Below are 17,148 nucleotides of genomic sequence, written 5' to 3' on the forward strand. Positions count from 1 at the left end.
TCCTGTCCGATCCGGAGTCGGGGCGGGGCCGCGCGGAGAGGTTTCGACGAAGGAGGCACGCCATGACAGCACAGGTCACCGTCGGTCTCGACGGCTCTGCTGAAAGCCTCGCCGCCGCCCGTTGGGCCGCGGCGCAAGCAGTGCTCCGCGAAGTGCCCCTCAGGCTGGTGCACGTGGAGGAATGGCCGAGCCTGCCGGAAGTACCCATGGCGTACGCCCGCACACGTGCCCACGACGAGCAGACCGCGCGGTTGATGCGGGAGGAGACGGACCGAGCGCGGAAGGACCATCCCGACCTCGAGGTCATCACGGAGTACGCGCACGGCCGGGCAGCCGAGGAACTGACGGCCGCCGCGAACGAGGCGGATCTGACGGCCCTGGGTTCGCGCGGACTCGGCGGCGTCCGCGGCTTCCTCGTGGGCTCGGTCTCCCTTGCCGTCGTCGGCGCGGCCCGACAGCCGGTCGTCCTCGTACGCGCGACGGACGACCGGGAAGCTCCGGAGGGCGGCATCGTGGTGGGCGTCGACATCCACCACCCGTGCGAAGCCCTGCTCGCGTTCTCCTTCTCCGAAGCCGCCCGCAGGGGCATGCCTCTGCGATTCCTCCACAGCTGGACGCTTCCCGCCTCGTACGGCTACGCGGCCATCATGGACCCGGCGGTCGGGGAGGAACTCGGCAGCCACCTCCTCGAGGGTCTGGACGACCTGTTGGAGCCTTGGCGGAAGCGGTACGCGGGCGTGGAGGTGGAGGCCAAGCCTGTGGTGGGCTCGCCCGCCTTCCAACTGGTCGAGGCGTCGCAGACCGCGCAACTCCTCATCGTGGGACGCCGGAGCCTGAACGTCCCCCTCGGCCCGCACCTGGGTCATGTCGCCCACGCGGTCATTCACCACAGTCCCGCGCCGGTCGCCGTCGTCCCCTTGACCTGACCTGTAGGTGCCGGGCCGGTCAGCGCTCAGCCGCACAGTCGTACGGGTGTGGGGCATACACGTGTGACCAACGTCCAGCAGTTGTATACCTAGCCAGCAGGCCCGGACAGCGTGCCGGGCGCGCCCGGCACCTGAATGCGCCGTCCGGTCACTCGGCGCGGCGAGAGGGTCACCACGGTGTCCCGCCCGGCCCCTGCCCACGGCTCCGAGTGGACGGCGTCCTTGATCCTCCGTACCGCGGCCTCGTCCGACACCGTGCGTGTCGGACCGACGAGGAGCACGCTCCAGCCCTGGCTGAAGGCTTCGTCCAGGTGGTCCTCCTCGAAGGCGACCTCCACGCCGGACGTCGAGGCGCGCGCGAGGGTCGAGTCCGCGGCGGTCATGAAGGCGATCTCCCCGTCGACGACCTGGTAGTTCACGGGGATCACCATCAGCCCGTCCCGTCCTTCGACGGCGACCCGGCCGACGCCGTGGCCGTCGAGCAGCTCCCAGCACTCGGTCTCGCCGATCTCCTCCATCCGTGCCCGGTACCCGGCGCGGGCCCCGCCGGGCGCGAGGTCCGACGTGTACCCGGTGAGGTCCTGGACGGTGGTCTCCAGCGCGTTCGCGAGCCGGACCAGGAACTCGATCCCCGGGGTGGCCACCTCCTGCTCCACGTAGGCGATGAAGCCGGGCGTGGAGCCGGCCCGTTCGGCCACGTCCTCCCAGGACAGACCGAGTCGGGTGCGCCTGGACGCGACGCGGCGGCCGAGGTCGCTCGTGGCGTGCGAGGAATGCGGTTCACCAGGCGTGTTCATCACTGGTCTCCCTCCGTGGTCACGGGGCGCCGCTGGGGCACGACGGCGACCGGGCACGAGGCGTGGTGCAGAGCTCGGTGGGCGACCCTGCCGAGCTCCAGGCCGACGAGCCCGTCCCGGCGCCTGGCGCCGACGACCAGCAGGTCGGCGGCGGCGGAGCGCTCGGTCAGCACCTTGTGGGCGGGGCCTTCGACGGTGCTCCTGCGCAGGCGCACCTGGGGATGTTCGGACGCCGCGGCCTCAAGGGCCTTCTCGAGCAGCTCGGAAGCCCCTTCCGTGAAGTAGGCCGCCCCGGCACGCCTCATGAGCAGGTGGTCGGCCGGTTCATGGGCGGGCCGTCGCCAGGCGCGGACGACGTCGAGCTCCGCGTCCCGGACGGCCGCCTCACGGAAGGCGAACCGCACGGCCGGCGAATCCAGGTCGTGCTCGCCCACCCCGAGCAGGACGCGCCCGTGGCGTACTTCCAGGGCCTGCCGGTCCCCCCGGACGACGACGACCGGGCAGGGGGCACGGGCGGCCACGATGAGGCTGACGGATCCGAGCAAAAGGTCGGCGAACTCGCCACGCCCGCGTGACCCGACGACGAGGATCGCGCCCTCTCGTCCCTCCCTGAGCAACGCCTGCGACGCGTCCTCGGCGACGATCTCCGTGGTGAGCGGGAGGTCGGGTGCACGACGGCGGGCGCGTTCGGCCGCGATGGCGGCGATGTTCTCGGCGAGGATCTGACCCGAGGGTCGGTCCGTACTCCACGTCGGCACGACTCCCTCGTACCGTTCCCACATGGAGGCGTGGACGATACGCAGAGGAACGGCGTGCCGTACCGCTTCGTCGACGGCCCAGTCCACAGCCGTGAGACTGGCGTCGGACCCGTCGACTCCGACCACTCCTACCACCAGGGGCGATTCCATCGTGCCCACCGCCTTCCGAGTCGTGTGGAGGTCTGCTGCCACGCTCGCACCGGGCGGAAGGGGCCGGATAGGGCCGGTCGGTCCCGGGCGTGGCCCGCCCGGACCAGGTGTGGTGACAACGGGGAGACACGATGGGAGGAGGGCCCTTCCGCTTCTCGCGGATCCTGATCGCGCGGTGCTCGGAACACCGGAGGTCGTCGACGCCCGGCGTGGTGGCCGCGACGGCGGAGTTCAGGACTGCTCAGCGGCCTTCCCAGGTCCAGCCTCTCTCGTGTCGTGCGGCAGAAAGTGCTGGACCCGCGCGTCCGGGCCCGGGAACACCTCGGTGACCCGGCCCGTGTCCGACCATCGGACGTCGAAGGGCGGAGTGCCGTCCGGATGGTGCAGTCCGACGATCTCACCGTCACGCCCCTCGTCCCCGACCGTGGCGCCCCCCACGATCAGCCGGTCGCCGACGCGAGCCCACAATCCGGCGCGGGGCTTCTCCTGGCCTTGTCGTGCTCCGGTCGCGGTCATGGTTCTCGCCTCCCGGCACGAGCGCCCGGCCGCGGTCCTCCCGGGACGGGCTCTCTCGCCTTCTCCACCGTGCGTCCCGGCCGGCCGGCCGCCATAGGGGCAAACAGTCCCGGATGGGGACCATTCGGCACTGCCCGGGGTGGGATGCGCACAGCAGAGTGAGAACCGGGGCGGCCGCGTCCCGTGAAGGAGGACCGTCATGCAGCACCGCACGGTTTTCGAAGTGATGACCCATGACGTGGTCACCGCCGCCCCGGAGACCCCGTTCAAGCAGATCGCGCGGCTCTTCGCCGACCACGGCGTCTCGGCGGTCCCGGTCGTCGACGCCGACCGACGCCTGCTCGGAGTGGTCTCGGAGGCCGACCTGCTGCGTTCCACCGCCGAGCTCCCCGACCTGGAGGGCCGTTGGGCGGGTGTCCGGCTGCTGTCCCAGGAGCGGGGTCTCCCCGATGCGGAGACGGCCTCCCAACTGATGACCTCGCCGGCCGTCACGGCACAGGCGAACTGGAATCTGGTCGAGACGGCCCGGACGATGCAGCGCAAGGCGGTGAAGAGACTGCCCGTGACCGACGAGACCGGTCGGCTCGTCGGGATCATCAGCCGTAGCGACCTGCTGCGGCCCTTCCTGCGCAGTGACACCGCGATCCGTGACGAGATCGAGCACGACGTCCTGGGCGACACGCTGCGCCTGGCCCCCGGCACGATCCGCGTGACCATCGACGACGGAGTCGTCAGCCTGACGGGCCGGGTCGAGGAGCGGGCCGACATCCGCGTGATCGTGCGACTCTGCCGCTCGGTCGACGGAGTCGTCGCCCTGCACGAATCGATCGAGTACGCCCACGACAACCTCGCGCTCGCCGTGGAGCCCCCGCGATGAACGCCCTGTGGGTCTCACCGGTCATGCCCGACTACGACAGCGCCCTGGCCGTCTTCTCCTGGCGACGGGAACGGTCACGGCTCGCCGGGCTGCCGGACGGCGGCATCAACATCGGGTACGAGGCGGTCGACCGGCACCTGCGCGAGGGCCACGGCGAGCAGGCCGCGTTGCGCTGCATCGCCCGCGACGGATCCGTCCGGACGGTCAGCTTCGCCGGGCTCGCAGCCGAGAGCTCCCGCTTCGCGCACGTGCTGGAGACGCTCGGCCTGGAACGCGGCGAGCGGGTGTTCACCCTGCTCGGCCGGCGGTTCGAGCTGTACAGCACCGTCCTCGGCACGCTGCGCGCCGGCCGAGTCGTGTGTCCCCTGTTCAGCGCCTTCGGTCCCGAACCCGTCGCACTCCGCATGGAGCTGGGCAACGCCCGGGCGCTCGTCACGACCCGCGAACTGTACGAACGCAAGGTGGCCCCGGTACGGTCCCGTCTTCCCCACCTGCGGCACGTCCTGCTTCTCGACCCCGGGGCCGCCCCGCCCCCGGACACCCTCTCCTTCCCCGCCCTCACGGCCGCCGCGCCGGACACGTACACGGTCGGCCCGACCGATCCGGCGGAGCCGGCACTGTTGCACTTCACCAGCGGCACCACAGGGGCCCCCAAGGGCGCGGTACACGTGCACGAGGCGGTCCTCGCCCATCACGTCACCGCCGCCTACGCCCTGGACCTGCACGAGGGCGACGTCTTCTGGTGCACCGCGGACCCCGGCTGGGTCACCGGCATGTCGTACGGCATCATCGCCCCGCTCACCCACGGGGTGACGACCGTCGTGGACGAAGGGGAATTCGCCCCGAAGCGCTGGTACCGCATCCTCGCCGACCAACACGTCACCGTCTGGTACACCGCGCCCACCGCGCTCCGCATGCTCATGCGGGCCACACCGCGCGACGGCGAGCCGACACCCGCCGCGCGGCACGACCTCTCGTCGCTCCGGTTCGTCGCGAGCGTCGGCGAGCCACTGAACCCCGAGGCCGTGCACTGGGGCCGGGAGGCGCTGGGGCTACCTGTCCACGACACCTGGTGGCAGACCGAGACCGGTGCCATCATGATCGCCAACTTCGCGGCCGATCCCGTGCGGCCCGGTTCGATGGGCCGACCGGTTCCCGGCGTCGAAGCCGCCGTACTGGCATGCGGCGAGGACGGCCGGGCCGCGATCACCGGCGGGCGGGTCCACGTCCTCCGGGAACCGGGTGCTCAGGGCGAGCTCGCCCTGCGGGCGGGCTGGCCGTCGATGTTCCGCGCCTACCTGCACGAACCGCACCGATACGAGGCGTGCTTCGCCGAGGGGTGGTACCTGACCGGCGACCTCGTCAGCCGCGACACCGACGGCTGGTACTGGTTCGTGGGCCGCGCCGACGACGTCATCAAGTCCGCGGGGCACCTCATCGGGCCTTTCGAGGTGGAGAGCGCGCTCATGGAGCATCCGGCCGTCGCCGAAGCCGGCGTCATCGGACGCCCTGACCCACTGGCCGGCTCGATCGTCAAGGCGTTCGTGCTGCCGCGCCCCGAGTGTCCGCCCGACACCGAACTGCGGCGCGACGTCATGGCGTTCGCCCGCCGGCGCCTCGGCCCGGCCGTCGCACCCCGGGAGATCGAGTTCGTCGAGGATCTGCCCCACACCCGCAGCGGCAAGGTGATGCGCCGCCTGCTGCGGGCCCGCGAACTGGGCCTGCCCGAAGGCGACGTGTCGACGCTGGAGACACCCGGACCGGCCGGGACGGCCGAGCCCTCCGAGGAGGAGTCGTGATGGCCACCGCACACGGCGGCACGTCCGCCGAAACGCCGAAGGCGAAGCGCCCGCGTCGCGCACACGGACCCGCGACGGCTTCCCGGACACCTGTGGCAGCCCACGACCTGGACCTGCTGCGGCGGATGCTGCTCATCCGGCGGTTCGAGGAACGGTGCGTCGAGCTGTACAGCGCAGCGGCGATCCGGGGCTTCGTCCACCTCTACATCGGCGAGGAGGCGGTGGCGGTCGGCGTACACCAGGCGCTCGACGAGCGGGACGCGGTCGTCTCCACGTACCGCGAGCACGGCCACGCGCTGGCCCGCGGGATACCACCCGAGGCCGTGATGGCGGAGATGTACGGGAAGACCACCGGGTGCAGCCACGGCCGCGGCGGGTCCATGCACCTCTTCGACGCCGATCGCCGCTTCTACGGCGGCAACGCGATCGTGGGCGGCGGACTGCCGCTCGCGGCGGGCCTGGCGCTCGCCGACCGGCTGCGCAGCGATCGGAGGGTCACCTGCTGCTTCTTCGGTGACGGGGCCTTCGCCGAGGGCGAGTTCCACGAGACCGCCAACCTGGCGGCGCTCTGGGGACTGCCCGTGCTCTTCGTCTGCGAGAACAACCTGTACGCGATGGGAACGGCCCTCGCCCGCGAACACGCCCAGACGGACCTGGCGATGCGGGCGGCGTCGTACGGCATGGCCGCTTGGGCCGTCGACGGCATGGACGTGCACGCCGTGGAGAAGGCGGCGCGCGGCGCGGTCGAGTCCATGCGCGCCGGCAGCGGACCACACTTCCTGGAGATGCGGACGTATCGGTTCCGCGCGCACTCCATGTACGACCCGGACCGGTACCGGGCGAAGGAGGAGGTCGAGGAGTGGAAGCGGCACGACCCCGTCACCGGTCTCGCCGACGGCATGCGTACGGCCGGACTCCTCGACACCGCCACTCTGGACGACGTGGAGCACCAGGTCGCCGAGGAGATCGACCACGCCGTCCGGGCGGCCGAACAGGCCCCCGAGGAGCCGCCCGAGGATCTGCTGCTGCATGTCACAGGCCGATACGAGGAGGCTCAGGCATGAGCACGCGCACACGTCCGCGGGCACATCCCGACGACGACACCACGACGTACAGGGACGCCCTGCGCGAGGCACTGCGCGAGGCCCTGGCCTCGGACGACCGGGTCTTCCTGATGGGTGAGGACGTGGGCCGCTACGGCGGCTGCTTCGGGGTGAGCCTGGGCCTGCTGGAAGAGTTCGGCCCGGACCGGGTCCGGGACACGCCCTTGTCGGAATCCGCGTTCGTCGGAGCCGGAATCGGCGCCGCGCTGGCCGGACTGAGGCCGGTCGTGGAGATCATGACGGTAAATTTCAGCCTGCTGGCGCTCGATCAGATCCTCAACAACGCGGCCACGCTGCGGCACATGTCCGGCGGGCAGCTCGGTGTGCCCCTGGTGATCCGCATGACGACGGGTGCGGGACGGCAGCTGGCTGCCCAGCACTCCCACAGTCTCGAAGGCTGGTACGCCCACATCCCCGGCCTCCGTGTCCTGGCTCCGGCCACGGTCGACGACGCCCGCCACATGCTGTCGGCCGCGTTGGCCGACCCTGATCCGGTCATGTTCTTCGAGCACGGCAGTCTCTACAACGCGGCCGGAACGCTCGACCCGGCGATCCAGGAGGTCGACCTGGACCGCGCGGCCGTCCGCCGCGAGGGCACCGACGTCACCGTCGTCGCGTACGGCGGTTGCGTGTCCAAGGCCCTCGAAGCCGCGGAGCAACTGTCGGGCGAGGGGATCAGCGCGGAGGTCGTCGACCTGCGCACGCTACGGCCCCTGGACGACGCCACGATCGTCGGCTCGGTCAGGCGGACCCACCGTGCCGTCGTGGTCGACGAGGGCTGGCGCAGCGGCAGTCTCTCCGCCGAGATCGCATCGCGCATCTGCGAGCAGGCGTTCTTCGAACTCGACTCGCCCGTCGAGCGGGTGTGCAGCGCGGAGGTCCCCATCCCCTACGCCCACCGGCTGGAGGAGGCGGCACTCCCCCAGCCTGCCGGAATCGTGGCGGCGGCGCACCGGGTGGTGAGCTGAGATGGCCGAGTTCACGATGCCCTCCCTCGGCGCCGACATGGACGAGGGCACGCTCTCCCAGTGGCTGGTGCATCCCGGCGACCGGGTGGCGCGCGGTGACGTCGTCGCGGTCGTCGAGACCGCCAAGTCCGCGATCGAGGTGGAGTGCTTCGAGAGCGGTACGGTCGACACCCTCCTCGTCGACGAGGGCACCACCGTGCCCGTGGGCACCCCGCTGGCACGCATCGGCACGACCACCGAAGGCACACCCACCACGGACCGGCCCCCGTCGACGCCCCTGGTCCGCCGGCTCGCCCAGGACCGGCACGTCGACCTCGCCGCCGTCCACGGTTCGGGCCCGGGAGGCAGGATCACCCGCGCGGACGTGGAGCACGCGGAACCGGAACCTGCACGAGCGCCAGGGCACGACGGGTCCGTCGGCCCGGCGGAGTCCACGCGCACCGCCACCAGGCGACAGCCGGGCGCGGAGCCGGTGCGACGGAAGCGGAGCGCTTCCCCGCCCGAGGAGAAGACCACGCCGACGGCACGGCCGCCGAGACCGGTGCGCACCGACGACTCGAACGGAGAACGTGAGATTCCGCGGCGCGTGAGGTCCTCACCGCTCGCGCGGCGGCTGTCCACGGAACTCGGCGTCGACCTCGCCCAGGTGACCGGCACGGGCCGGGGCGGCACCGTCCGTGCGGAGGACGTCCGTTCCGCCGCGGCAGCCGAGGGCGCGCCGCGGCCGGCCGTCCCGAATGTGGCACGGGCGGCGACCGCCCGGCTCATGAGCCGATCCAAGCGGGAGATTCCGCACTTCTACCTCTCCACGACCGTGGACATGGCGGCGGCCCTGGAGTGGATGCGCGCCCGCAATCGCGAACTGCCCCTGTCCGCCCGTCTGGTGCCCGCCGCACTCATCCTCAAGGCCGTCGCGCTGGCTGCACGGAAGGTGCCCGGGCTCAACGGGCACTGGGTCGACGACGGCTTCGTCCCGGCGGACGAGGTGCGGCTCGGCGTCGCCGTCTCCCTGCGGGGCGGTGGCCTTGCCGCGCCGTCCCTCGCCCGCGCCGACACGCTCTCCGTGGCCGAGGTGATGGCCGCGCTCAAGGACCTGGTGGCGCGGGCAAGGGGCGGACGGCTCAAGGCGTCCGAGACCGCCGACCCCAGTCTCACCGTCACGAACCTCGGCGACCAGGGCGTCGAGGCCGTGTTCGGCGTCGTCTACCCGCCGCAGGTCGCGCTCGTCGGCCTCGGCCGCATCGTCGAGCGGCCGGTGGCCGTGAACGGCCTGCTGGGAGTGCGTCCCGTGGTGACGGCAACGCTGTCCGCCGACCACCGAGCGGCCGACGGCGCCACCGGCGCGCGCCTCCTGACCACGCTGGACAAGCTCCTGCAACGACCGGAGGAACTGTGAACCACGACCAGGCGAAGGCGTTCGTCCGGCACGCCGTGCAGCGTGTCGTCCCCGACGCCGACTTCACCGGGCTCGATCCCGGCGCGTCCCTGCGGGACACGTTCGAGATGGATTCGCTGGACTTCCTCGAGTTCGTCGAAGCCCTCTCCGAACTCAGCGGCACGGAACTCACCGAGGACGACTATCCGGCCCTCGACACCTGGGGCGGCTGCGCCGATCGCCTGGTGGCCGAGGCTGATGCGTCCGCACGAGGAAGGAGCGGATGATGCGCCACCGCAGGATCGACCAGCTGATGACCCGCGACGTGGTGAGCGTCCGCGGCGACACCGCGTTCAAGGAGATCGTCCGCACCCTCTCGGAGCACCGGGTGACCGCTGTACCCGTGGTGGAGGGCGAGGGCCGGGTGGTCGGGGTGGTGTCGGAGGGCGATCTGCTGCGCAAGACCGCCGACCAGGCCGCCGCACCGAATGGCATGCCGGCCGTTCCGGACCTGGAGGCGTGGGAGCGCGCGAAGGCCGGGGGGACGCGCGCCGAGGAGCTGATGTCCGCCCCCGCGGTGTGCGCCCGCCCGGACTGGACCGTGGCCGAGGCGGCACGCCTCATGGAGGTTCAGAGGGTCAAGCGGCTCGTCGTCGTCGACGGTGACGACCACCTGGTGGGCATCGTGAGCCGTCGTGACCTCCTGGGCGTCTTCCTCCGCGAGGACGACGACATCCGTCGGGAGATCGTCGAGGACGTGCTCGGTGACACGCTGCGTCTCGAACCGAGCGCCGTTGCCGTCGACGTGCACGACGGGCGGGTGGAGCTCCGCGGGAGGCTGCCGTTCCGTGGCATGCTGCCGGCGATCGAGCGCATGTGCGCCACCGTGGATGGCGTGGTCACCGTCTCCTGCACGCGTCTCGCGTACGACGTCGACGACACCGAACGAGGAGGTGGACGGTCATGACGCGGAGCATCGTGGTCGGTCTGGACGGCACGGAGCAGGCCGAGGCAGCTGCGGAGTGGGCGGCCGAGGAGGCACTGCTGCGCGGCACGGACGTACATCTGGTGTACGCGAAGGAACCGGTACCGGAGGCCGCTCTGTCGCTCGTGGAGTGGGAGTCCGAGGAACCGTGGGCCAGGGAGATGATGGCACGCACCGCAGATGCGCTGCGCGAGCGCCATCCCGGCCTGTCGGTGACCTCCCGGATGCTGCCATCGGCCCCCGTCCCGGGTCTCGTCGCCGCGGCCGAGGAGGGTGAGCTGCTTGTCCTCGGCTCACGCGCGCTCGGCAGCATGACCGGGTACCTCCTCGGCTCGGTCGGCCTGACGGTCGCCGGTGTCGTCGAGCGTCCCGTCGTGCTCGTACGGGCCGTCGGCGCGGGCGGCACTCCACGGGGGCCCGTCGTGGTCGGGGCCGACGTGCGGCAGCCCGTGGACTCCGTGCTGGGCTTCGCCTTCGAGGAAGCCGCGCGACGGCACACCCAGGTCGTCGTCGTCTACGTACAGCAGCTCCCGCTGCACGCGGGAATGGGGCCCGCCATGGTCCCGGACTTCAGGCTCTCCATGGTTCCGGAGATCAAGCGTTCGGTGGAGGTCATGCTGGAACCGTGGAGGACCAAGTATCCCGACGTCGAGGCGGTCGCCCGCGTGGCGGTCGGATCGGCCGGACTCGAACTGCTGGCGGTCGCCCGGGAGGCCTCCCTCGTGGTGGTGGGCCGCCGCACCCGCCGTTCGACGCTCGGCGCGCACATCGGCAGCGTGGCCCACGCCGTCCTGCACCACAGCCCCGTACCCGTGGCCCTCGTTCCCCACGACTGATCGGTGCCGGTCAGTTCTCGGGCACCGTCGGACGCAGCCGTACCGCCGTGACCTTGTACTCCGGACACGAGGTCACGGTGTCGGCGTGCTCCGAGGTGAGGGAGTTGACGCCACTGTCCGGGAAGTGGAAGGCGCAGAAGACCTGTCCGGGGGCAGGTTCCGTCCCGACGCGGGCGACCAGTCGCGCCTGTCCGTGACGGCTCTCGACGGTGACCGCGGTGCCGTCCCGCACACCGAATCGCGCGGCGTCCTCCGCGGTCAGGTCCAGGCGGTCGGACGCGTCGAGGAGCAGGTTGCCGCCGCGCCGGGTCATGCTCCCGGAGTTGTAGTGAGCCCATCGGCGGCCGGTGACGAGCACCAGCGGGTAGTCCTGGTCCGGGGCCTCGCCTGGTGGCAGATAGGGAGCCGCCGACAGGTGGGCGCGCCCGTCCGGTGTGGAGAACTCCTCTACGTACAGCGTGGATTCACCTGGCCTGTCCGGCGCGGGGCAGGGCCAGGGGACCGCGTTCTCCCGATCGAGCCGCGCGTGCGAGAGGCCTGCGAACAGCGGCGTCACACGTCCGCACTCGGCCAGCGCCGCTGCAGGGGTGGAGCAGCCCAGGTCGGCACCGAGCGCTTCGGCGACGGCGTGCACCACCTGGAAGTCGGAGCGCGCTGTTCCAGGCGGAACCACCGCCTGCCGTACGCGTTGGAAGCGCCGGTCGAAGTTCACGAAGGTTCCGTCCTTCTCCAGCCACGAGGCCACGGGCAGGACGACGTCGGCGTGTCGGGCGGTCTCCCCGAGGAAGAGCTCGTTGACGACGACGAGCGGGCAGGCGTCGAGGGCTTCGGCGACCCGTCGGCTGTCGGGGTCGGTCGCGCACACGTCCTCACCGATGACCCACAGCGCCCTCAGTCGGCCCTCCCGGGCCGCCACGAACATCTCGGGGATGCGCATACCCGGCCGCTCGGGGACCGGTCGGCCCCACACCGCCTCGGCACGGGCGCGGGCCTCCGGGTCGGTGACACGGCCGTAGCCGGGCAGCAGGTCGGGCAGGGCGCCCATGTCAGAGGCGCCTTGCACGTTGTTCTGGCCGCGCAGGGGGCTGATGCCGAACCCGCGGCCGGTGCCGCCGACGGCTCCCCGCAGGATGGGGAGGTTCGCCAGGGTGCGTACACCGTCGGTGCCGTGGAGGTGCTCCGTGACCCCGAGCCCGTACAGGACGGCGGGGCGCTCGGCGGCGCCGTAGAGCCGGGCGGCCCGCCTGATGTCCTCGGCCGGGACTCCGGTGATCTCGGCGACCCGCGCGGGCGGGTAGTCGGCCAGCAGGTCGGCGAGCTCGTCCAGTCCGGTGGCGCGGTCGCGGAGGAAGTCCGCATCGGTCAGGCCTTCGCCGACGAGGACGTGGGCGAGGCCGTGGAAGAGGGCGACGTTCGTACCGGGTCGGGGACGCAGGTGAACGTCGGCATGTCGGGCGAGGCCCACGGCACGGGGGTCGGCCACGATCAGGGAGGCGCCCGCGAGGGCCCGTTGAAGGAGGCGAGCACCGACGACGGGGTGGGCTTCGACGGGATTGGCGCCGACGACCAGGAGGCAGTCGGCGGTCTCGACGTCGTCGAAGGGGTCGGTGCCGCCGGCGCGCCCGAAGGAGGCGGTGAGTCCGGCGGCGGAAGGGGCGTGGCAGAGGCGGGAGCAGTTGTCGACGTTGTTGGTGCCGATGACGGTCCGCAGGAACTTCTGTACGAGGTAGTTCTCCTCGTTGGTGGCCCGGGCGGAGGAGATCGCGGCGACCGCGTCGGGGCCGCCGTCACGCACCGCGGCGCGCAGGCCGTCGGCGACCCTACCAACCGCTTCGGCCCAACTCGCCTTCCTCAGGACTCCGTTCTCACGGACCAGGGGCTCGGTGAGACGTTCCGCGGAGCCGAGGTACCCGTACGCGAAGCGTCCTTTGACGCAGGCGTGGCCTTGATTGACCGGCCCGTCCCTGGCGGGCAGGACGGCGGTGACACGGTCCTCGCGGACGACGACGTCGAGAGCGCAGCCGACTCCGCAGTAGCCGCAGGTGGTGCGCACGCGACCTGTGGGAGCCTGCCGCGAGGTGAGGCCCTGGCCGGGCCCTGGCTGGGAGATCGCCCCCGTCGGGCAGGTGTCGACACATCCGCCGCAGGACACGCAGTCGGACTCGGCCCAAGGGCCGCCGGTACCGGGGGCGGCGACCGTGTCGGCACCGCGCCTGGTGAGGGTGAGCGCGAAGGTGCCCTGGACGTCGGAGCACATCCGTACGCAGCGTCCGCACGCGATGCACAGGTCCTGGTCGAGTCGGACGTACGGGTGACTCTCGTCCCGGCGGTACGTGGGGTCAGCGGTCGCCGTGTCCGCCGGAATTCCCAAGGCCCGACACACCTGGGCCAGTTCGCTGTGCGCACTGTCGGCGAGCGCGTGTGGCGGCAGCGCCGAGGCGATCAGGGCGACGGCGTCCCGGCGCAGATCGCGTATGCCCTCGTCGGCGGTGACGACGGTGAGTCCCGACGTGGCGGGCGTGACGCAGGCGGCGACGGTCCGCCCGTCGGCGCGGACCAGGCAGGTGCGGCAGGAGCCGGCCGGCCGGAGACGGTCGTCGTGGCAGAGAGCGGGCAGGTCCGCCCCGGTGGCCCGCACCGCGTCGAGCAGGGAGGCTCCGCCCGGCAGTTCGACCCGTACGCCGTCGACATGGAGTCGTGTCATCGTTCCCATGCCTCCAAGGGCGGCCCGTAGGCTCGGGCCAGGCTACGGACGGCGGCGGGGACACGGCGGCCGAAGGCACAGAGGCTCGCCTCACCCATCAGCCGTGCCAGTCGTCCGTAGGACTCCCCGGGCCCATCCTGACGCTGCGCGAGTTCGAGCCCTCGCCGGGTACCGACCCGACAGGGAGAGCAGGCTCCGCAGCTCTCGTCGGCGGCGAACTCCCAGATGTGCCCGAGAAGTTCGTACGGATCGATGTCGGCGCCGAAGGCGACCATACCGGCGTGACCGAGGGCGACACCGCGCTCGGAAAGGGCTGCCGTGGTGAGCGGGACGTCGAGCGCGGTCGCGGAGAGGAACCCGCCGAGGGGGCCGCCGATCTGGAGGGCGACGAGTTCACCGTCGCCCTTGGGACCACCACCGAACCGGGTGACGATCTCGTCCACGGGAGTGCCGAGTTCGACCTCGTAGGCCCCTGGCCGGGCGAAGCGTTCGGACAGGCAGACCAGTTTGGTGCCGGTCTCGTGCGGTACGCCGCGTCGGGCGTAGGACGCTCCGCCGTGGGCGAGGATCCAGGGCACGGCCGCCAGGGTCTCCACGTTGTTCACCACGGTCGGCATGTCCCACAGGCCGTGGTCCGTGGGGTAGGGAGGCCGGGGGCGTGCGCAGCCGCGGGCGCCTTCGAGTCGGGCGATCAGGGCGGTCTCCTCGCCGGCGACGTAGGAACCGGCGCCTTCGACGATCTCGACGAACGGCCGCGGACCGGATTCCTCCACCGAGGGGGCCAGGTCACCGGCCCCGGTCGCGCGTTCCACCGCCCGGCGCAGCCGGACCAGGGCCTTCGGATACTCGGAACGGACGAGAACGGTCCCCCGCCGGGCGCCACAGGCGAAGCAGGCCAGGGCGAGTCCCGCGAGGACGCGCTCGGGGTCCTCCTCCATGAGCAGTCGGTCGGCATACGATCCCGGGTCGCCCTCGTCCCCGTTGGCGACGACGATCGTGTCCGCCTTCCCCGCCGCCGCGGCCCACTTGTCGGCCACCGGGAACCCGGCGCCGCCGCGCCCGCGCAGTCCCGAGGCGACGATCTCCTCCTGCACGTCCTCGGGGTTCAGGCCGGTCACCACGCTGCGCCACACGTCCCAGGCGGACTGCCCTCCGGCGATGCCGGCGAGGAGGACCGGCGCACCGGTGGTATCGGTCGCGGGGATGCCCGGCGCGCGTGGTTCGGTCCGCCCGCCGAGTTGGTCGGCCACGTCGGGCCCCGCCCGGGGCGAAGTGCCGTCGAGGGCGGCTGGGCCCGCGTAGCAGTAGCCGAGGCAGTGCACGGCCTGCAGCGAGGTCGAACCCGCCTCGTCGACCGTGCCAACCCCCACCCCGAGAGCGCGTTCGACCTCCGCCAGGTGCCGACCGCCCCGCGCGGCGAAGCACGCCGCCGCGGTACACAACCGCACATGCCGCTCGCCGCGCGGGGCGGCGAGATCGGCGAAGTAGGTGGCGGGACCGAGCCCCGCGGCGGCCGGCAGTCCGGCTGCCGCCGCGACCCGGGGCGCCCACGCCTCCGGCTCTCGACTGGTGCCCGACCTGGCGTGTTCCAGCGCGGCAGGCAGCAGCCCCCCGCGCCCTCCGTGCCGTGCGGTCAACTCACGGAGCGCGTCTTGTCGCCTCCCCCGCTCCCCGGGCGTCCGACCTGCCATGCTCCCAGAGTGACCGGCTGCGCCCCCGCCCGCATCCTGGCCTGCCATGGGGCGCCGGCCATGCTGAACGCGCCGAAGAGCAGCCCGGTCCGCCAGCGGACCCGCCGGGCCCGCGCGTGCGGGACCAGCGCGGCAAGACTGGTGACGCCGACCACGAACAGCGAGGTGGCGATTGCCTCCTTGGTGTCCGAGCGCACGCCCGAGTCGGGCGCGACAGTGCTGAGGCGCGGGCAGTTGCGTGCCCGAGGTGACGCGACCAGGTCCGGTGGACCTGGCGCTCAGGCGGCCTGAACGGCCGTACCGCGCACGAGCGGACGACCGGTGCGGGCCCAGCCCGCGGTACCACCCGCGACGGATACGGCGTCCACACCGAGCTCCGCGAGCCTTTCGGCGGCCCAGGCGCTGCGGCTGCCACTGGCGCAGATCACGTACACGGGGCGGTCGCCGGGCAGATCCCCGAGAACGGCTCCGAGCGCCGACAAGGGCGTACTGAGCGCCCCCGACACGTGGCCCGCCGCGTACTCGTCGGACTCCCGGACATCGATGACGAACGCACCCTGGGCCAGCTCGGCCGCAAGGACGTCGAGGCCTGCTTCACGCATCGAGACATCTCTCATTCAATACCCCCCCTGGGTATTTACGCACTCGACCGTAAGGGGCCGACACGGGGAAAGTCAAATACCCCCTGGGGTATCCAGAGGGCCTGCCGGGGCGCGAGGGACGCCGACACGGAACGTAAAATCGCCGGATGAACGAGAACCTCCCCCCGTGCCCCGAGTGCTCCAGCGCCTTCACCTACGAAATGGGCGCCCTGCTCGTCTGCCCGGAATGCGGCCACGAGTGGTCAGCCGCCACCCGGAGCGCGGACGACAGCGGCGACAGCGGCGACAGCGGCGACAGCGGCGAGAAGGTGATCAAGGACTCCGTCGGCAACGTGCTGACCGACGGAGACACGGTCACGGTCGTCAAGGCGCTGAAGGTCAAGGGCAGCCCGTCGGGCATCAAGGCCGGCACCAAGGTGCGTAACATCCGCCTCGTGGACGGCGTCGACGGGCACGACATCGACTGCAAGGTCGACGGGTTCGGGCCCATGCAGCTCAAGTCCAGCGTGGTCAAGAAGGCCTGACCGGACCTCCGCCGCGGCGACCACCCATACCCACTAATTGCATAATTCTGCAATTCCATACATGATGTTTTTGCCGTGCCCGCAGGTAACTGCGGGCACGGCGCCAACTGGCGTCTTCGCGCACGCGAGGCGATGAGGAGAGTGCTCGAGCGTGTCGGTTCCCCTTTACCAGGCCAAGGCCGAGTTCTTCCGGATGCTGGGACACCCGGTCCGCATCCGCATCCTTGAGCTCCTGCAGGAGGGGCCGATGGCCGTACGGGACCTCCTGGCGGCGATCGAAGTCGAACCGCCCTCGCTCTCCCAGCAGCTGGCAGTCCTGCGGCGATCGGGGATCGTGGTGTCGACCCGTGACGGAGCGACCGTCGTCTACCGGCTCGCCGGCGGCGACGTGGCCGACCTCATGCAGGCCGCCCGGCGCATCCTCACCGAGATGTTGGTGGGGCAGAACGAGCTCCTCGCCGAGCTCCAGGAGGCCGAGGTCTCACCCCGGTGAACACGGTGCCGTCCAGGTTGCGGTCCCTCCTGCCCGTGCACGCC

General features: G+C 71.8%; 16 protein-coding genes and 2 pseudogenes. 11 read left to right on the top strand and 7 right to left on the bottom strand.

The window, feature by feature from the left end:
- Positions 1–62: 62 nt before the first annotated feature.
- The gene (locus IE124_RS27510; RefSeq protein ID WP_189511504.1) at positions 63–926 is read left to right on the top strand and encodes a universal stress protein; all 864 of its coding nucleotides are present in this window, start codon (positions 63–65) and stop codon (positions 924–926) included.
- An 89-nt stretch (positions 927–1,015) separates the two neighbouring features.
- Here the strand turns inward: IE124_RS27510 and IE124_RS27515 are convergent, their stop codons facing one another.
- The 3 genes and pseudogenes from IE124_RS27515 to IE124_RS36075 all read right to left on the bottom strand — a co-directional run.
- Positions 1,016–1,723 carry a helix-turn-helix domain-containing protein gene (locus IE124_RS27515; protein ID WP_189511506.1) on the bottom strand — a complete coding sequence of 236 codons (708 nt, stop codon included), beginning with the start codon at positions 1,721–1,723 and terminating at the stop codon, positions 1,016–1,018.
- Positions 1,723–2,631 (bottom strand): universal stress protein, encoded by a 909-nt coding sequence (locus IE124_RS27520; RefSeq protein WP_189511508.1) that lies wholly within the window; start codon positions 2,629–2,631, stop codon positions 1,723–1,725. The genes IE124_RS27515 and IE124_RS27520 overlap by 1 nt, the downstream gene beginning before the upstream one ends.
- A gap of 288 nt (positions 2,632–2,919) precedes the next feature.
- Positions 2,920–3,099: pseudogene (locus IE124_RS36075) on the bottom strand (DUF1918 domain-containing protein); the annotation flags it as partial.
- Positions 3,100–3,346: 247 nt separating this feature from the next.
- On the opposite strand from IE124_RS36075, the gene IE124_RS27530 reads away from it, so the two are divergent.
- The 8 genes from IE124_RS27530 to IE124_RS27565 are packed head-to-tail and all read left to right on the top strand — an operon-like array spanning position 3,347 to position 11,090.
- Complete coding sequence (locus tag IE124_RS27530) at positions 3,347–4,024, top strand: CBS domain-containing protein (protein ID WP_189511512.1); 678 nt, start codon at positions 3,347–3,349, stop codon at positions 4,022–4,024.
- Entirely contained in the window at positions 4,021–5,823 is a 1,803-nt protein-coding gene (acsA, locus tag IE124_RS27535) for an acetate--CoA ligase (RefSeq protein WP_189511514.1), read from the top strand. Before IE124_RS27530 ends, acsA begins: the two co-directional genes overlap by 4 nt.
- Positions 5,823–6,887 carry a pyruvate dehydrogenase (acetyl-transferring) E1 component subunit alpha gene (gene pdhA / locus IE124_RS27540; protein ID WP_189511516.1) on the top strand — a complete coding sequence of 355 codons (1,065 nt, stop codon included), beginning with the start codon at positions 5,823–5,825 and terminating at the stop codon, positions 6,885–6,887. The genes acsA and pdhA overlap by 1 nt, the downstream gene beginning before the upstream one ends.
- Positions 6,884–7,894 (top strand): alpha-ketoacid dehydrogenase subunit beta, encoded by a 1,011-nt coding sequence (locus tag IE124_RS27545; protein WP_189511518.1) that lies wholly within the window; start codon positions 6,884–6,886, stop codon positions 7,892–7,894. The genes pdhA and IE124_RS27545 overlap by 4 nt, the downstream gene beginning before the upstream one ends.
- Position 7,895: 1 nt before the next feature.
- Positions 7,896–9,290 (top strand): dihydrolipoamide acetyltransferase family protein, encoded by a 1,395-nt coding sequence (locus IE124_RS27550; protein WP_189511519.1) that lies wholly within the window; start codon positions 7,896–7,898, stop codon positions 9,288–9,290.
- Positions 9,287–9,556 (top strand): acyl carrier protein, encoded by a 270-nt coding sequence (locus tag IE124_RS27555; protein WP_189511521.1) that lies wholly within the window; start codon positions 9,287–9,289, stop codon positions 9,554–9,556. Before IE124_RS27550 ends, IE124_RS27555 begins: the two co-directional genes overlap by 4 nt.
- Entirely contained in the window at positions 9,556–10,236 is a 681-nt protein-coding gene (locus tag IE124_RS27560; protein WP_189511529.1) for a CBS domain-containing protein, read from the top strand. The genes IE124_RS27555 and IE124_RS27560 overlap by 1 nt, the downstream gene beginning before the upstream one ends.
- Entirely contained in the window at positions 10,233–11,090 is an 858-nt protein-coding gene (locus tag IE124_RS27565) for a universal stress protein (RefSeq protein ID WP_189511532.1), read from the top strand. Before IE124_RS27560 ends, IE124_RS27565 begins: the two co-directional genes overlap by 4 nt.
- A gap of 10 nt (positions 11,091–11,100) precedes the next feature.
- Here IE124_RS27565 and fdhF read toward each other — a convergent pair whose 3' ends face one another.
- The 4 genes and pseudogenes from fdhF to IE124_RS27585 all read right to left on the bottom strand — a co-directional run bounded on the left by fdhF (position 11,101) and on the right by IE124_RS27585 (position 16,087).
- Positions 11,101–13,794, bottom strand: a complete 2,694-nt coding sequence (gene fdhF / locus IE124_RS27570; protein ID WP_189511533.1) for a formate dehydrogenase subunit alpha — start codon at positions 13,792–13,794, stop codon at positions 11,101–11,103.
- Complete coding sequence (locus IE124_RS27575) at positions 13,791–15,431, bottom strand: NADH-ubiquinone oxidoreductase-F iron-sulfur binding region domain-containing protein (RefSeq protein ID WP_229832926.1); 1,641 nt, start codon at positions 15,429–15,431, stop codon at positions 13,791–13,793. The genes fdhF and IE124_RS27575 overlap by 4 nt, the downstream gene beginning before the upstream one ends.
- Before the next feature lie 104 nt (positions 15,432–15,535).
- Positions 15,536–15,673, bottom strand: a pseudogene (locus tag IE124_RS27580) (TSUP family transporter); the annotation flags it as partial.
- A 90-nt stretch (positions 15,674–15,763) separates the two neighbouring features.
- Positions 15,764–16,087: a rhodanese-like domain-containing protein gene (locus IE124_RS27585; protein WP_189511537.1), complete on the bottom strand. Its 324-nt coding sequence runs from the start codon at positions 16,085–16,087 to the stop codon at positions 15,764–15,766.
- Between the two features lie 146 nt (positions 16,088–16,233).
- Between IE124_RS27585 and IE124_RS27590 the strand changes: the two genes are divergently transcribed.
- Complete coding sequence (locus tag IE124_RS27590; RefSeq protein ID WP_189511539.1) at positions 16,234–16,611, top strand: zinc ribbon domain-containing protein YjdM; 378 nt, start codon at positions 16,234–16,236, stop codon at positions 16,609–16,611.
- Between the two features lie 151 nt (positions 16,612–16,762).
- Positions 16,763–17,104 carry an ArsR/SmtB family transcription factor gene (locus IE124_RS27595; protein WP_189511541.1) on the top strand — a complete coding sequence of 114 codons (342 nt, stop codon included), beginning with the start codon at positions 16,763–16,765 and terminating at the stop codon, positions 17,102–17,104.
- Positions 17,105–17,148 lie beyond the last annotated feature (44 nt).

It is taken from the genome of Streptomyces narbonensis, assembly GCF_014649015.1.
In the GTDB taxonomy this organism is placed as follows: Bacteria; Actinomycetota; Actinomycetes; order Streptomycetales; family Streptomycetaceae; genus Streptomyces; species Streptomyces narbonensis.

What these genes read in the sequence shown, in the direction of transcription:
- IE124_RS27530 (WP_189511512.1), top strand. Translation starts at nt 3,347, where the DNA reads ATGCAGCACCGCACGGTTTTCGAAGTGATGACCCATGACGTGGTCACC.
- IE124_RS27590 (WP_189511539.1), top strand. Translation starts at nt 16,234, where the DNA reads ATGAACGAGAACCTCCCCCCGTGCCCCGAGTGCTCCAGCGCCTTCACC.
- IE124_RS27545 (WP_189511518.1), top strand. Translation starts at nt 6,884, where the DNA reads ATGAGCACGCGCACACGTCCGCGGGCACATCCCGACGACGACACCACG.
- pdhA (WP_189511516.1), top strand. Translation starts at nt 5,823, where the DNA reads ATGGCCACCGCACACGGCGGCACGTCCGCCGAAACGCCGAAGGCGAAG.
- IE124_RS27565 (WP_189511532.1), top strand. Translation starts at nt 10,233, where the DNA reads ATGACGCGGAGCATCGTGGTCGGTCTGGACGGCACGGAGCAGGCCGAG.
- IE124_RS27550 (WP_189511519.1), top strand. Translation starts at nt 7,896, where the DNA reads ATGGCCGAGTTCACGATGCCCTCCCTCGGCGCCGACATGGACGAGGGC.
- IE124_RS27510 (WP_189511504.1), top strand. Translation starts at nt 63, where the DNA reads ATGACAGCACAGGTCACCGTCGGTCTCGACGGCTCTGCTGAAAGCCTC.
- IE124_RS27585 (WP_189511537.1), bottom strand. Translation starts at nt 16,087, where the DNA reads ATGCGTGAAGCAGGCCTCGACGTCCTTGCGGCCGAGCTGGCCCAGGGT.
- IE124_RS27515 (WP_189511506.1), bottom strand. Translation starts at nt 1,723, where the DNA reads ATGAACACGCCTGGTGAACCGCATTCCTCGCACGCCACGAGCGACCTC.
- fdhF (WP_189511533.1), bottom strand. Translation starts at nt 13,794, where the DNA reads ATGACACGACTCCATGTCGACGGCGTACGGGTCGAACTGCCGGGCGGA.
- acsA (WP_189511514.1), top strand. Translation starts at nt 4,021, where the DNA reads ATGAACGCCCTGTGGGTCTCACCGGTCATGCCCGACTACGACAGCGCC.
- IE124_RS27520 (WP_189511508.1), bottom strand. Translation starts at nt 2,631, where the DNA reads ATGGAATCGCCCCTGGTGGTAGGAGTGGTCGGAGTCGACGGGTCCGAC.
- IE124_RS27560 (WP_189511529.1), top strand. Translation starts at nt 9,556, where the DNA reads ATGCGCCACCGCAGGATCGACCAGCTGATGACCCGCGACGTGGTGAGC.